This is a genomic window from Tateyamaria omphalii (genome assembly GCF_019802125.1).
In the GTDB taxonomy this organism is placed as follows: Bacteria; Pseudomonadota; Alphaproteobacteria; order Rhodobacterales; family Rhodobacteraceae; genus Tateyamaria; species Tateyamaria omphalii_B.
Genome location: NZ_JAHVHT010000001.1, coordinates 1,073,461 through 1,086,554, shown reverse-complemented (window position 1 = coordinate 1,086,554; position 13,094 = coordinate 1,073,461). Strand labels below are relative to the sequence as shown.

The 13,094-nt window shown below is 60.5% G+C and carries 15 protein-coding genes; 6 read left to right on the top strand and 9 right to left on the bottom strand.

What is annotated here, in order from left to right:
• Positions 1 to 26 precede the first annotated feature (26 nt).
• The 3 genes from KUV51_RS05405 to dusB are packed head-to-tail and all read right to left on the bottom strand — an operon-like array spanning position 27 to position 3,460.
• Entirely contained in the window at positions 27 to 1,388 is a 1,362-nt protein-coding gene (locus tag KUV51_RS05405) for a response regulator (protein WP_222520557.1), read from the bottom strand.
• Between the two features lie 3 nt (positions 1,389 to 1,391).
• On the bottom strand, positions 1,392 to 2,483 hold the full coding sequence (locus KUV51_RS05400; RefSeq protein ID WP_222520556.1) for a two-component system sensor histidine kinase NtrB: 1,092 nt from the start codon (positions 2,481 to 2,483) through the stop codon (positions 1,392 to 1,394).
• Positions 2,480 to 3,460: a tRNA dihydrouridine synthase DusB gene (gene dusB, locus KUV51_RS05395; RefSeq protein ID WP_222520555.1), complete on the bottom strand. Its 981-nt coding sequence runs from the start codon at positions 3,458 to 3,460 to the stop codon at positions 2,480 to 2,482. Before dusB ends, KUV51_RS05400 begins: the two co-directional genes overlap by 4 nt.
• A gap of 182 nt (positions 3,461 to 3,642) precedes the next feature.
• Here dusB and ispD point away from each other — a divergent pair, with 182 nt between their 5' ends.
• The 5 genes from ispD to KUV51_RS05370 all read left to right on the top strand — a co-directional run bounded on the left by ispD (position 3,643) and on the right by KUV51_RS05370 (position 7,088).
• Positions 3,643 to 4,308: a 2-C-methyl-D-erythritol 4-phosphate cytidylyltransferase gene (gene ispD / locus KUV51_RS05390; protein WP_222520554.1), complete on the top strand. Its 666-nt coding sequence runs from the start codon at positions 3,643 to 3,645 to the stop codon at positions 4,306 to 4,308.
• Positions 4,298 to 4,777, top strand: coding sequence for a 2-C-methyl-D-erythritol 2,4-cyclodiphosphate synthase (gene ispF / locus KUV51_RS05385; protein WP_222520553.1), 480 nt, complete (start codon positions 4,298 to 4,300; stop codon positions 4,775 to 4,777). The genes ispD and ispF overlap by 11 nt, the downstream gene beginning before the upstream one ends.
• Complete coding sequence (locus tag KUV51_RS05380) at positions 4,774 to 5,268, top strand: phosphatidylglycerophosphatase A (RefSeq protein WP_222520552.1); 495 nt, start codon at positions 4,774 to 4,776, stop codon at positions 5,266 to 5,268. Before ispF ends, KUV51_RS05380 begins: the two co-directional genes overlap by 4 nt.
• Positions 5,265 to 5,738, top strand: coding sequence for a CinA family protein (locus KUV51_RS05375; protein WP_222520551.1), 474 nt, complete (start codon positions 5,265 to 5,267; stop codon positions 5,736 to 5,738). Before KUV51_RS05380 ends, KUV51_RS05375 begins: the two co-directional genes overlap by 4 nt.
• Before the next feature lie 168 nt (positions 5,739 to 5,906).
• Complete coding sequence (locus KUV51_RS05370) at positions 5,907 to 7,088, top strand: ammonium transporter (RefSeq protein ID WP_222520550.1); 1,182 nt, start codon at positions 5,907 to 5,909, stop codon at positions 7,086 to 7,088.
• On the opposite strand, the gene KUV51_RS05365 is transcribed toward KUV51_RS05370, so the two are convergent.
• Both KUV51_RS05365 and KUV51_RS05360 read right to left on the bottom strand, forming a co-directional pair.
• A complete protein-coding gene (locus tag KUV51_RS05365) occupies positions 7,070 to 8,317 on the bottom strand; it encodes an MmgE/PrpD family protein (protein ID WP_261385652.1) in 1,248 nt (415 codons plus the stop codon). The genes KUV51_RS05370 and KUV51_RS05365 overlap by 19 nt on opposite strands.
• A 42-nt stretch (positions 8,318 to 8,359) precedes the next feature.
• The gene (locus KUV51_RS05360; protein ID WP_222520549.1) at positions 8,360 to 8,803 is read right to left on the bottom strand and encodes a type II toxin-antitoxin system RatA family toxin; all 444 of its coding nucleotides are present in this window, start codon (positions 8,801 to 8,803) and stop codon (positions 8,360 to 8,362) included.
• A 74-nt stretch (positions 8,804 to 8,877) separates the two neighbouring features.
• Between KUV51_RS05360 and hpt the strand changes: the two genes are divergently transcribed.
• Positions 8,878 to 9,414, top strand: a complete 537-nt coding sequence (hpt, locus tag KUV51_RS05355) for a hypoxanthine phosphoribosyltransferase (protein ID WP_222520548.1) — start codon at positions 8,878 to 8,880, stop codon at positions 9,412 to 9,414.
• Here the strand turns inward: hpt and KUV51_RS05350 are convergent.
• The 4 genes from KUV51_RS05350 to KUV51_RS05335 all read right to left on the bottom strand — a co-directional run bounded on the left by KUV51_RS05350 (position 9,407) and on the right by KUV51_RS05335 (position 12,894).
• A complete protein-coding gene (locus tag KUV51_RS05350) occupies positions 9,407 to 9,616 on the bottom strand; it encodes a hypothetical protein (RefSeq protein ID WP_222520547.1) in 210 nt (69 codons plus the stop codon). The two genes, hpt and KUV51_RS05350, sit on opposite strands and share 8 nt — an antisense overlap.
• Before the next feature lie 306 nt (positions 9,617 to 9,922).
• Positions 9,923 to 10,870, bottom strand: coding sequence for a lipoyl synthase (gene lipA / locus KUV51_RS05345; RefSeq protein ID WP_222520546.1), 948 nt, complete (start codon positions 10,868 to 10,870; stop codon positions 9,923 to 9,925).
• Between the two features lie 132 nt (positions 10,871 to 11,002).
• On the bottom strand, positions 11,003 to 11,512 hold the full coding sequence (locus tag KUV51_RS05340; protein ID WP_222520545.1) for a hypothetical protein: 510 nt from the start codon (positions 11,510 to 11,512) through the stop codon (positions 11,003 to 11,005).
• Between the two features lie 236 nt (positions 11,513 to 11,748).
• Positions 11,749 to 12,894: a DUF6456 domain-containing protein gene (locus KUV51_RS05335; protein WP_222520544.1), complete on the bottom strand. Its 1,146-nt coding sequence runs from the start codon at positions 12,892 to 12,894 to the stop codon at positions 11,749 to 11,751.
• Between the last annotated feature and the right edge of the window lie 200 nt (positions 12,895 to 13,094).

The following is a 13,094-nucleotide window of genomic DNA, read 5'->3' as shown; positions in this document are numbered from 1 at the left end:
CAGATGCCACGGGTTGTGTGGCAGTATTACATCAACTTGCGGCGGCGTGTCACCTCAATATCCAGATCTGTGATTTTCTTGCGCAATGTATTTCGGTTGATGCCCAGCAGGTCAGCGCATTTTGCCTGGTTCCCGCCGGTGGCGTCGAGGGCGATTTCGATCAGCGGCGCTTCGACTTCGCGCAAGATGCGCTGATAGAGCCCTGGTGGCGGCAGCATGTTTCCGTGCAGATCAAAATAGCGTTTGAGGTGGCGTGCGACCGATGCGCCCAGTTTTTCTGTATCACCTGCGCTGCGGATCGGTTCCAATTCGGGCTGGCTGCCGAGCACCTGTTCGACTTCGGAGGCCGAGATTTCGACAGCACGGCTGGTGAGGCCGAGGCGGCGGACCGCGTTTTCCAATTGGCGCACGTTGCCGGGCCAGGAATAGGTGCGGAAGATCTCGGCTGCCGCTTCGGAGAGGACGCGGCGCGGCTGGCCCGTCTTTTCGCCCTTGAGCAGGAAGTGCTCGGCCAGAAGCGGGATGTCGTCGACCCGTTCGCGCAGGGCGGGCACATTGAGCGTGGCGCCGGAGAGCCGGTAGTAGAGATCCTTGCGCACCTGACCTGCCTCCATCGCTGCGGTCAGATCGGTTTGCGAGGTTGCGAGAAAGCGTGGAACATATTCGCCGGGCGTGTCCATCATGCGGACGATGCGGGCCTGGATTTCCTCGGGGATGTCGCCGATTTCGTCAATGAGAAGCGTGCCGCCCTTGACCCGTGCAAGCACGCGCGCCGGGCCTTCGAGGTCCTGAAGTTCAGATGCGGTCACCGTGACAAACGGCAGTGTACGCCGGTCGGAGAAGTCGTGGATGGCGCGGGCGATCAGCGATTTTCCGGTGCCACTTTCGCCCCAGATCAGGACCGGCAGGTCGGTGTTCATGACCCGCGCGACGACACGGTAAAGCGCCTGCATGATGGCGGTGCGGCCCACGAGCGGCAGCTCGTCGGGGCGGTCCACCTCTTCTTCGCGCGCAGGCGCGTGGGCCTTTTGCTCCAGCGCCTTGGCCGTCCGTTTCATCAGGTCGGGCAGATCGAACGGTTTCGGCAAGTAGTCATATGCTTCGGCCTCGGCCGCCTGGATGGCCGTCATGATGGTGTTCTGAGCACTGATGACGATGACCGGCAATCCGGGGCGATCTTCGGAAATCTTCGGCAGCATCTCGAGCCCGTTGCCGTCGGGCATCATCACGTCCGAGATAACCACGTCGCCCTTGCCCTCGCCGACCCAGCGCATGAGCGTTGTAAGGCTGGAGGTCGCATGGACCTTGCACCCGGCGCGGGTGAGCGCCTGAGTCAGAACGGTGCGGATCGTGCGGTCGTCATCGGCAACAAGAACGGTGCCATCCATGTGCTAGTCCTTTGGTTGGTCGGAATGAAGTTGCGCCGCCTTCGGCGCGCGGGGCAGCGAAAGGCGGAAAACGGTTTTGCCCGGGACGGAGGTGACGGAGATCCAGCCGCCGTGGTCGGAAATGATCTTGGACACCAGCGCAAGCCCCAGCCCAGTGCCGTTTTCCTTGCCCGAGACAAACGGGTCGAAGATGTCGGCGGCGATGGCCTCGGGCAGACCGGGGCCGTCATCAATGATTTCGATTTGCAGGGGAAGCGACTGGCCCGACCCATCGGCGCGGCGCAAGCGGAAGGAATGCTCGAAATAGCTGTGCAGGCGGATCGTGCCGCCACTGTCGCCCGACGCTTCCGAAGCATTCTTGAGCAGGTTGAGCACCACTTGCAGCAGTTTGTCCGGATCACCATAGGCGAGCGGCAAAGACGGATCGTAGTCTTCGATGATCTTCATTTGCGCGCCGAAGCCCAGCAGCGCGGAGCGGCGCGCCCGGTCCAGAACGTCGTGGATGTTCACGGCCTTCAGGTCCGGCGGAGACAGATTGCCAAACTGTTCGACCTGTTCGAGCAGCTTTACGATACGCCGCCCCTCCTCCACGATCAGGTCGGTCAGTTCCAGGTCCTGAGGCTTGAGGTTCATGCTCAGCAACTGTGCCGCGCCGGTGATGCCCGCGAGCGGGTTCTTGATCTCGTGCGCCAGCATCTCGGCCATGCCGATGGCTGACTTGGCTGCTGACTTAACCGAATGGTTTTGGGTCATCCGGCCCGATAATTCGCGGGGCGAGATCATCAGGACCATATGATCCGGGGCACCGATCAGCGGTGCGATCTGCAGCGCACATTGCAGCGGTGCGCGCTGGCCGTGGCCCACGTCCACGTCATTGACGAAAAGCGGAGTACCATTCTTGCGGGCGCGGGCGAGGTTGTCTTCCAGCGGCGCGTCGACCGCCAATTCGTCCCAAAGCGGCAGGCCCTTCATCGTCTTGACCGAAGAATTGAAGAACCCTTCGGCTGCGGAATTGATGTCCACGATATCGTCCTGCGGCCCGATGATGATGACCGGGACGGGCAACGACGCCCAGAGATCCCCTGCCCCCGTCATGCTGCTGCCATCCCGGTTTCGGGGCACAATGCGCGGGGCAGAAGCTCCATCGTGGCTTTGGGCGTCTTGGCGGTCAGAACGGCGCGGCGCAGATCGGCGGGCGTGCCCGCAGTCTCCATGAACCAACCCAGATGCTTGCGCGCAACGCGCAGGCCAAGAAGATCACCGTAGAATTTCAGCATGTCGTCGTAGTGGCCCATCACCATCTCGGCAAAGGCATCGCCGCGCGGCATCTGCGGTGCGGGCGTGCCGTAGAGCGCATGAGCAATCTCTGCCAACAGCCACGGTTTGCCTTGCGCGCCACGCCCGATCATGACGCCATGCGCACCCGACCGGTCGAGCGCTTGGCGCGCAGTCGCGGTGTCGACTATGTCACCATTCGCAATCACGGGAATATCGACGGCCTCGACAACAGCCCGGATCGCCGCCCAATCCGCCCGTCCCTTGTAGAACTGGCATCGTGTGCGACCGTGGATCACAATCTGGCGGATGCCCGCCGCTTCGGCCCGTGCAGCGATGTCTGGCGCGTTCATCAATGCGCCATCCCAACCCAACCGGGTTTTCAGGGTCACCGGGATATCAACGGCATTCACAACCGCTTCGATCAAGGTTAGCGCGTGGTCTGGATCGCGCATCAGCGCGGAACCGGAATAGCCATTCACCACCTTCTTGGCGGGGCAACCCATGTTGATGTCGATAACGCGCGCGCCCTGTCCTTCTACCATTTTGGCAGCCTCGGCCATCGGCGCGGCCTCTCGCCCAGCAAGTTGGACGGCAGTCCCTTCGGCGCCAAGACCAAGCTCTGCTTTCTCGCGACTACCGGGGCGCGCGTTGAGCATGTCATGGCTCGCGACCATCTCGGACACAACCATGCCTGCACCGAACCGTGCCACCAAGGACCGGAACGGCAGGTCGGTGATTCCAGCCATCGGGGCCAACATCACAGGTGCAATCATGTCGAGGGGGCCTGCGGCCATGCTTAATGCCTAATACTTGTGCGCTGCTTATTGGTACTGCAGCAGAGGGGTTTTCTCAATTGTCTCAAACGTGTTTGGGAACAACGCGGCGGGCAATCGCCTATTATTTGTGCACATTCAAGAGTCATGGACAGGCTGTCTATCTGCGCCTAGAGAACGTGCATGAATAGGAAACATCCGCGATGAATGGTGTTGCTGCAGTGATCGTCGCAGCGGGTCGCGGCATCCGCGCGGGTGGCGATATGCCGAAACAATGGCAAATGCTGCAAGGGCGGCCCGTTATCGCGCACACGCTTGAGGTCTTTGCCAGACATCCGGAGGTTACGGAGGTCGTCCTGGTCCTCAACCCGCAAGATGAGGACAGGCTGACCGCACTGGAACTGCACGACATGACATATGTCGCAGGCGGTGCAGATCGGGCCGGATCCGTGCGCAACGGTCTGGATGCCGTGCGCAGATCCGAAGCCGTGCTGATCCATGATGTCGCAAGACCGTTGGTCACTGCAAAAACCATCTCAGACGTGATCGCCGCCCTGCACCAAACACCCTGTGCAGCACCGGCGGTACCGGTTACGGATGCGCTCTGGACCGGCGCGAATGGTCAGGTCACTGGTATGAAGGATCGCACCGGCCTGTACCGCGCACAGACACCGCAAGGATTTCAACTCAACGCCATCCGCGCAGCGCATGCAGCGCATCCCGGTGGCGCCGTGGATGACGTAGAAGTCGCGCGGGCACATGGACTGGACGTTGCGATTGTGCCCGGAGACGAAGACAATCTGAAAATCACCTTGCCCGCAGATTTCGCGCGGGCGGACCGGATCTTGAGAGGGCGCAATGGACATTAGGCTGGGCAATGGGTTTGACGTACATGCTTTCGGGCCTGGCACTCACGTCACGTTGTGCGGGGTCGAGGTGCCACATGATCGCGGGTTGATCGGCCATTCGGATGCGGATGTTGGAATGCACACAGTGACCGACGCGATCTATGGCGCGCTGGCGCGTGGGGACATCGGTCAACATTTTCCACCGAGCGATCCGCAATGGAAAGGCGCGCCAAGCGACATATTCCTTCGTCATGCCGTAGGGTTGGCCGCCGAACTCGGGTTTGAAATTTGCAACGTGGACTGCACGCTGATCTGCGAAGAGCCCAAGATCGGCCCTCATGCCGCACAGATGCGCAGTGTGATGGCCGAAATCATGGGGCTCGACGAAGATCGCGTATCGGTCAAGGCGACAACATCGGAGCGGCTGGGCTTCACCGGGCGCAGCGAAGGTATCGCCTGCATCGCGACAGCGGCGCTGGCAAGACAATGATTGCCCGGATTTTGGGCACGGCCTGTTTCGTGGGATACTTGAGACCCGCCCCTGGAACATGGGGGTCATTGGCGGCCCTGCCTGTCGGATGGGCTCTGCACATGCTCGGAGGATTTCCCGTGTTGGCCCTTGCCGCAGTCGTGTACTTCGCGGCCGCTTGGTGGGCCACGAAGGAAATGACCACCGGCACTGCCGATCACGACCCGTCAGAGATTGTCGCGGACGAAGTGGTGGGCCAATGGATTGCGCTATTTCCCCTCAGCTATGCGGCGTGGAACCGGGGCATCGACATCCTTGCGATGTGGCCTGGCTGGGTTGCCGCCTTTGTTCTTTTTCGGTTGTTCGACATCTGGAAGCCGTGGCTTGTCGGATGGGCCGACCGGCGTGGCGATCCACTTGGCGTGATGCTGGATGACGTGATCGCGGGTGTCTTCGCTGCCATCGGCGTCATTGCCCTTGCCGCGCTTGCCCATGGGGTATTGATGGGATGACATGCGCATCGGAAATCATTGATCTTGCGAAAGAAAATCAAGTGATGCTTGCAACGGCCGAAAGCTGTACCGGCGGTCTGGTTGCTGCCGCACTGACAGATGTTCCGGGGGCATCCGTCGCATTTGAACGCGGGTTCGTAACCTATACGAACCAGGCCAAGATCGAGATGCTGGGCGTACGTCCCGACACGCTCGACGCACATGGTGCCGTCAGCGAACAGGTGGCCGCGGAAATGGCATATGGGGCACTGATGCATGCGCCCGTTCAATTGGCGGTGTCGATCACGGGCATCGCGGGTCCCGGTGGGTCCGAGTTCAAACCCGAAGGCCGCGTTTGCTTTGGGATCACGGGCGAACACGCTCCACGCACCGAAACGGTCGAGTTCGGGGCATTGGGGCGCGACAAGGTGCGGATCGCCGCACGGGACCATGCGCTGGCTCTGCTCAGGGGCGCCCTTTCGGCGATGTGACCCGCTTTCGCTTTAGATGCTTTTTTAGGCAGAACGCCATAAAAACCGCCTACTCTTTGCGCAAATATAAAAATGCCGTCAGGAAAGGCAGCATTGACGCGACTTGCCTCTTTTTTTGGCAGCCCTCCTCCTCCACAGCCCCACCCACATAAAAATCCGGAGGGGACAATGAACGGAGCCGATACCGCCTGGATCATCGTGGCGACCGCACTGGTACTGCTGATGACGTTGCCAGGCCTTGCACTTTTCTACGGGGGCCTTGTGCGCGCCCGCAACGTGTTGAGCGTTTTCATGCATTGCTATGCCATCGCCTGCCTGATGAGCGTGCTGTGGTTTGTGGCAGGCTATTCCATCGCCTTTGGCGGCGGCGGCTCGGGCTATTGGGGTGGCCTGGACAAGCTGCTGCTGAGTGGCGTGGATGCCGACAGCCTGTCAGGCACATTGCCGGAAGTGCTGTTTTTTGCCTTCCAGATGACCTTCGCCATAATCACCCCTGCCCTGATCGTCGGCGCCTATGTCGAGCGGATCGGCTTTGGGTTTGTCCTTCTGTTCTCGGCGCTTTGGATGCTTTTGTGCTACGCGCCGGTTGTGCATTGGGTCTGGGGCGGTGGTATGCTGGCCGATGGCGGCATCTTTGGCGAGACAGGCGTGCGTGATTTTGCCGGTGGTATCGTAGTGCACGAAACCGCTGGGATCGCGGCGTTGATCCTTGCGGTTTTCCTCGGCGCACGCAGGAACCAGACCACGCCACCACACAACCCGGGCATGGTGATGATGGGTGCCGCTCTGTTGTGGGTCGGTTGGTTCGGCTTCAATGGCGGATCGCAATTGGCCGCTGACGGCGGTGCAGCGATGGCGCTGACGGTCACACACATTTCGGCCGCGACCGCATCGCTGACCTGGGCGCTGTGGGAGCGGATCAAGTTCGGAAAGGCGTCGCTCGTGGGCATGGTCACCGGTACGATTGCCGGTCTCGCTTCGATCACCCCCGCTTCCGGCTTTGTAGGACCTGTTGAAGCACTGATCATCGGCGCTGTCGCGGGTGTGCTTTGCCAGGAAGCGGTCACGCTGATCCGCAATGTGCTTAAAATCGACGACACGCTGGACGTCTTTGCCGTACACGGTGTCGGCGGCATCTTTGGTACGATCATGATCGCGGCCTTTGGGGCGGGATCATGGGCGGCACAGCTCGGATCGCTGGTCATTGTGGGTGTCTTCACCACCGTTGTGACCGTTGTGCTAATCTTGGTTGTCCGCGTCATCACACCGCTTCGCGTGGATGAAGAAACTGAAGTGAACGGCCTTGACCTCGCCGTCCATGGCGAACGCGCTTACGACGTGAGCAGCTGAGCGAAACACGGCAAGTCATCGTCATCGATGGCTTGCGCAATCTCATCCGCCCGTGCGCCCACCAGCGCGCGAGCTTTTGCATGAATGCGTTTCTGTCGCACTTCAAAGGGCAAAGGCGCGTCTAGGTCGTGAATATGGGCCACGCCATCGACAACAACACGCACCTGCATTTCGGTCAGGGTGTCGTCGGCCTCGACCTCTACCCGGTCCCGCCACGCCACAAGCGCCGGATCCCTTGCACAGGCATCCGAGAAAGCAGTGATGTCGCCTGTGTCGCAGCCATGTGCCGCCATCGCCAGAACGTGCCGGTACGAAAACTTCGCGCTCAGACCGGTATCCGGTGACGGCTGGTTGCACACGGTCATCCAGCGCGGATGGGTGTGAACAGTGATCTGCCTTGCACCAGACAGATCCACGCCCCGAACGGCCTCCAAGGCCGCATGCAGACCGTGACAGCACGCATGGAACTTGTGGCTGACCGATCCCATGCGCCAGCCAAAGGGCACATCCGCGCCTTCCCCATGATGGGTCACGCCAAAGCCGAGCGGTCCGGCCAAAGTGTCTTCCGCCGATGTCAGCCCTGCTTGCGCCCACATCGCGGCCTCGACCCCGGTGCGCACGGCAAGTCCGGCGTTCAACGGTTTGCCCATGGTCCCGAATTGCGACTTCAAGCCAGACGCCATGGTCGAACAAAGGCCAAGGGCTGCACGCATATGATCGGCGGAGAGACCCAGGAGCCGGCCAGCAGCCACGGTCGAACCAAAAGCGCCTGCTGTTGCAGTCTGGTGAAATCCCACCTGATAGTGATCGCGGCCCAGCCACAGTCCGACAGCCACGGATGCCTCTGCGCCAACGGCGGCTGCATCAATCATCTGCTCAATGCTCGCGCCCTGCGCTTCGGCAACAGCCAAGGTCGCCGGGATGACCGCGACGGACGGATGCCCGATATGTGCAAAATGTGTGTCGTCATAGTCGAGTGCATGTGACAGCGTCCCGTTCACCAACGCCGCGTCGGCCAACGTACCGCCACGCCCGTCAAAGCGCGTCGCAGGTCCTTTTGAGGTCATTGTCGCAGCCCAACAGTCAAACGCCCCGTCCCGATGCCCGGCGATCCCGCAGGCGGCCCAATCCAGCGCCGACAACCGCATCACGGCGCGCACATCTTCTGGCGGTTCCGCTTGCGCGTAGGCCAGAAGCAACGCGGTGATGTCCACTCTTCTCTGGTTCAAAAAAATCCTCCCCGAAGGGCCGGATGGCAACAAAACCGTCCCCTAGCCGTAAAGCTCCGCCGCCCGCCGCTCGAATGCCCTCACGATGCGCTGCATGGCCTCGTTGAAGACCACGCCGATGATGCCCTGCAGGATCGCGTTCTTGAACTCGAAGTCCACGAAAAATGACACGTTGCAGCCGCCATCGGCCTCGGAAAAACCCCAGTTGGACTTCATGTAGCGAAACGGGCCATCAAGATATTCGGTGTCGATCTTTTTCGCCTCCGGATACAGCACCACGCAGGACCCGAAACGCTCGCGAAACACCTTGAAGCTGATCACCAGATCGGCCTCCATCACCTCGCTGTCGCCTTTGGGCGTAACCTTGCGCACGCGGGCCGCCGCGCACCAGGGCAGAAATTGGGGGTACTGTCCGACATCAGCGACCAGATCATACATCTGTTGCGGAGTGTAAGGCAGGAAGCGGGTTTCGGAATGGGTCGGCATTGCGATAGAGGTGACCTTGGAACACGTGTTGCTGGCATGTGTCCCGAACGCCCAATGAAATCAAGGGGACGCAGATGTCAGAGCGGCCATATGTCATAGACCAGATGATTTCGGCCAAGGCCATCGCGGCCCGGATCGAGGATCTGTGTGACGAGATCCAGAGCGAGTTTGCCGGCACGGACAAGCTGGTTGTCGTGGGCCTGTTGCGTGGATCGTTTGTATTCATTGCCGACCTGGTCCGCGAGCTGGACCTGCCGATCGAGGTCGATTTCCTCGAGGCGTCTTCCTACGGCGATGGCATGGAAAGCAGCCGGGAAGTGCGCATTCTCAAGGACTTGCGTGGGGCGATCGAGGGGCGTGACGTACTGGTTGTCGAGGATATAGTCGACACCGGCTTCACCATGCGACACGTCATTCGACTGCTCAAAGGGCGCAAACCGTCCAAGCTGCGGACCATCGCGTTGCTGGACAAACCGAGCCGCCGTGAGGTCGAGGTCAAGGCAGACTGGACGGGCTTTGAAATTCCGGATGAATTTGTCGTGGGGTACGGCATCGACTACGCGCAGCGCAATCGCAACCTGCCCTTTATCGGCAAGGTACGGTTCACTTGAACAGGCGAACTTTGCCCTTTTTCTTCACTTGTCCATCCACGATACGACCCGATTTGGCATAGCGGGTTTCGCCGCCGTGAGACGTTGCATCAAGCGCATCAATGGCATCCTGCAGATGCGCAATGGCTACCTCGTTCTTGCGCGGATCAAGCCCAGCGATCAGCGCTTCGAGCAAGGTGATGGTCTCCGCCGGGTCGGTCATGGGGCGCACTCCTTGGTGTCTGTCCCGCGCTCACGCTATGCGCCGCGGGGGCCAACACTGTCAAGAAGAATTGCCTCTCCCTAGGGTGGTATCCCTTTGTAAAACCACACGAAAAACGGTACTAAGGCTTTAGTTCAGATTGATCTGAGGATGTTTGGGATGCGCACTTCTCTGGCAAAGAACCGTTCTTATGGCAAGCTGAGATAGCAAAACTATGCGTTGAAAAAGAAGTTGGTCTGCGCATCGCAAAAACAGGAGCGCGACTTGCGGTATGCCGCTCTCAACGCGCTCCTGTCCGCCCAGAACCTATCCGAATTTTGCCTGCCGTGCCGCGCGCAAACGCGCGAAATCATCGCCCGCGTGATAGGAGGAGCGGGTCAACGGCGTCGCGGATACCATAAGGAACCCTTTGCCATACGCGGCCTTTTCGTAGGAGGCGAATTCATCGGGGTGCACGAAACGGTCCACACGGTGATGTTTGGGCGTGGGTTGCAGGTACTGACCGATGGTCAGAAAGTCGATGTCGGCCGCGCGCATGTCCTCCATCACCTGAATGACGGATTGGCGGTTCTCGCCCAAGCCGACCATGATGCCTGATTTGGTAAACATCGTTGGGTCCAGTTCCTTGACCCGCTGCAACAAACGCAGGCTGTGGAAGTACCGGGCGCCGGGGCGCACTTCCGGATAGAGACCGGGCACGGTTTCAAGGTTGTGGTTGAACACATCGGGTCGTGCCTCGACCACCACCTCAAGAACGGATGGGTCGCAGCGAATGAAATCAGGAGTCAGGATTTCGATCGTGGTGCCCGGGCTGCGGTGACGGATGGCACGGATGGTCTGCGCAAAATGCTCCGCACCGCCGTCCTCGATGTCGTCTCGGTCCACTGAGGTGATCACCACGTGGTTCAAGCCCAGCTTTTCGACCGCGTGCGCCACGCGTCCGGGCTCAAAGGCGTCCAGCGCCTCTGGCGGTTTGCCTGTCGCGATGTTGCAGAACGTGCAAGCACGTGTGCAGACCTCACCCATGATCATCATAGTGGCGTGACCCTGGCTCCAGCACTCGCCGACATTGGGGCAGCCAGCCTCTTCGCATACGGTGACAAGGCCGTTGTCCCGCATGATCTTGTGAGTTTCCTTGTACCCTTCGCTGACCGGCGCCTTGACCCGGATCCAATCGGGTTTCTTGGGCTGCGGATTGTCAGGCCGACGCGCCTTTTCGGGGTGCCTCTGCTCGGGGATCTTCAGGTCGCGCATGGGTCTCTGCCAATTGGTTCAGCGTTAAACTTGTTTCTAACATAGGTAACGCAATGAAAAACACCACGCGGCGCATGGCCGCTATGCACATTCCAATATCGGAAGGTCGGCACGCGGAGCGCTGCGCTTCAATCAGAACCGCTTTCGCACCCCAAAGACGAACCCGGTCGACCCGGCATCAACTTCGAATATCCCGTAGCCGTCTGAACGATGATGCAACCGGAGGAAGGATGTGAGCGCAGGATCCGGCAAATCAAACTCGATCTCCGCCATCCAGTGAACGAACAACCGCTGCGACGCGCCATTGCGGTCAATCTCCACCTGCGGGACCTTTGTCGCGTAGGACAGTCCAAGCCCCGCCGCCAGTGACGACAACACGGTCGGTTCTTTGGGTTGGTAGCGCAAGACAATGGGCACACTCAATTCGAAGTGATCCTGTCGACCAAAATGCGCCACCAATTGCGCTTCGGCGCCAAGACGAAAACGGCTGTTGCCAAGCGGCCGGTCGACACCAACCGCACCCCCCACAAGATGCGACCCCGCGAAACGCAGGCGATTTGGGTTTACGGTCTCGTGCCAGCTGCCCTCGGTCATCGTGCCAAGCACGACAGAGCCGTGCACGGTCCACTCGGCATGTGCCACGGGTGCATGACATATCAGGAGGCAGACCGTTGCGGCTAATTGCGCCAACGCTCGAAAACTCTGCATCCTGGACAATGCCTCTTTGTAAAAACGATTTGGTCCTTCTCGTCTTATGGCCCCCATCAGCGCATCGGTATTTGACCGAGCGCAAATGCTGACGTCTTCTTGCCATCCGCGCACAAAAAATGGCGCCGCGGGAGGAACGCGGCGCCATGTACAGTCACCAGACGTGCCGATCAGCCGATCATTCCGCCGCCCGGTCCTGTCGTATCATCATAGTGCTGCTTAAGCCGCATCAGCGCGATGCGCAGAACAATCTTGCCCGACCGCGCGGACCATCCCAATTGCTTTTCGGCGCTCTCAAGACCTTCCAGGTAGCAGCAGCAGCGCAGAACGACATCGGACAGACCGGGCCCAAGATCCCGCAACGCTGCGGCAACACGATTGCGCGCGCCCTCGGGTCCGTTGCCAACCCCACTGTCCATGGCAAAGCTGCCACGGCCGCCGCCGGTCAGGAAACGATCCCAATTCTGGGCCACCCGTGGACCCATCTGGGCAAGCTCGAAATCCTCGCGCAGTCGCTCGCCTGCAGTGACGAGATCGTCGGACAGGAAAGGCTGCCCGCCCTTGTCACGCCGTCGGGCCAGCGCAGTGAGTGGTGATTCAGCGAGGTTGTAGCGCACCTTGCGCGGCTGACCCGTTTCGGTGTCACGCACCGTGCGTTCGCCCCATTGCCGATGCTGATCGGCGAATGGCGTGGCCGCCTCGGCAAAGCCGGGCTGTTCCTGCTCCACCTCGCCCATCATGTCGGCCAGGGCCGTGCGACCGGCTGGGGTAATCTTGTAGCGGGTGATGCGACCGGTCTGATCTGCGACGATCCAGTCTTGCAGTGCCATTGCTTCGGCCACCTTGCGGTCGACCACCGCAGTACGGGTGCTGCTGCCGGTGACACCATCGCGCACAACGACCGCTTTTTGCATGTCGACCGCGACGGCCAGAACAGCGCCGGTTTCGCAAAGACGGCGCAGGATGCGCACCATGTCCTGGGTCATGGCGGCGGTTTCGGGGGGCGTGTCGTGATCAAGTGCGCGAGCAGTAAGCATGTCAGCGTCATCCTTCTTGGGCCGATGGTCAGCCGACGAACGGGAACGATCAAGAGAAGCACCCAGCTTGCGCAAAACGGCATCCACCAGCGGATCATCCCGGCGGGTCTCAAACCGCCGAATCTGGCGCAAGACGGTCGAGGCATGACAGCCCGACTTGCGCGCCAGTTCGCGAATCGGCAGCCCCGCTTCGGTATGAGCCAAATAGTGTACGGCCGCGTCCGGAACCCAGGTAGGCAGGTTCAGGTCCGTGGCGCAGAATGCATTGCTGTTGCGCATCGGTAATGTCCGTCCTTCTTCCCTTCGGGGCCCCGTGTGTCGTGATATTCGCACCGGGTTGTCCACAGAATAGTCCACACAACCTAAAGCTGCATTGATTACTGGATCGTTAACATTCGTCGTGATGAGCAGCATTGTTTCTAAAAGATAAACAGTTGCTAAACGAACGTGCGCGCTCCTCTGAGGACGCGCAACACATC

Bases quoted from the DNA above. Each gene is read 5' to 3' on its own strand.
- KUV51_RS05405 (WP_222520557.1), bottom strand. From the start codon at position 1,388: ATGGATGGCACCGTTCTTGTTGCCGATGACGACCGCACGATCCGCACC.
- KUV51_RS05400 (WP_222520556.1), bottom strand. From the start codon at position 2,483: ATGACGGGGGCAGGGGATCTCTGGGCGTCGTTGCCCGTCCCGGTCATC.
- dusB (WP_222520555.1), bottom strand. From the start codon at position 3,460: ATGGCCGCAGGCCCCCTCGACATGATTGCACCTGTGATGTTGGCCCCG.
- ispD (WP_222520554.1), top strand. From the start codon at position 3,643: ATGAATGGTGTTGCTGCAGTGATCGTCGCAGCGGGTCGCGGCATCCGC.
- ispF (WP_222520553.1), top strand. From the start codon at position 4,298: ATGGACATTAGGCTGGGCAATGGGTTTGACGTACATGCTTTCGGGCCT.
- KUV51_RS05380 (WP_222520552.1), top strand. From the start codon at position 4,774: ATGATTGCCCGGATTTTGGGCACGGCCTGTTTCGTGGGATACTTGAGA.
- KUV51_RS05375 (WP_222520551.1), top strand. From the start codon at position 5,265: ATGACATGCGCATCGGAAATCATTGATCTTGCGAAAGAAAATCAAGTG.
- KUV51_RS05370 (WP_222520550.1), top strand. From the start codon at position 5,907: ATGAACGGAGCCGATACCGCCTGGATCATCGTGGCGACCGCACTGGTA.
- KUV51_RS05360 (WP_222520549.1), bottom strand. From the start codon at position 8,803: ATGCCGACCCATTCCGAAACCCGCTTCCTGCCTTACACTCCGCAACAG.
- hpt (WP_222520548.1), top strand. From the start codon at position 8,878: ATGTCAGAGCGGCCATATGTCATAGACCAGATGATTTCGGCCAAGGCC.
- KUV51_RS05350 (WP_222520547.1), bottom strand. From the start codon at position 9,616: ATGACCGACCCGGCGGAGACCATCACCTTGCTCGAAGCGCTGATCGCT.
- lipA (WP_222520546.1), bottom strand. From the start codon at position 10,870: ATGCGCGACCTGAAGATCCCCGAGCAGAGGCACCCCGAAAAGGCGCGT.
- KUV51_RS05335 (WP_222520544.1), bottom strand. From the start codon at position 12,894: ATGCGCAACAGCAATGCATTCTGCGCCACGGACCTGAACCTGCCTACC.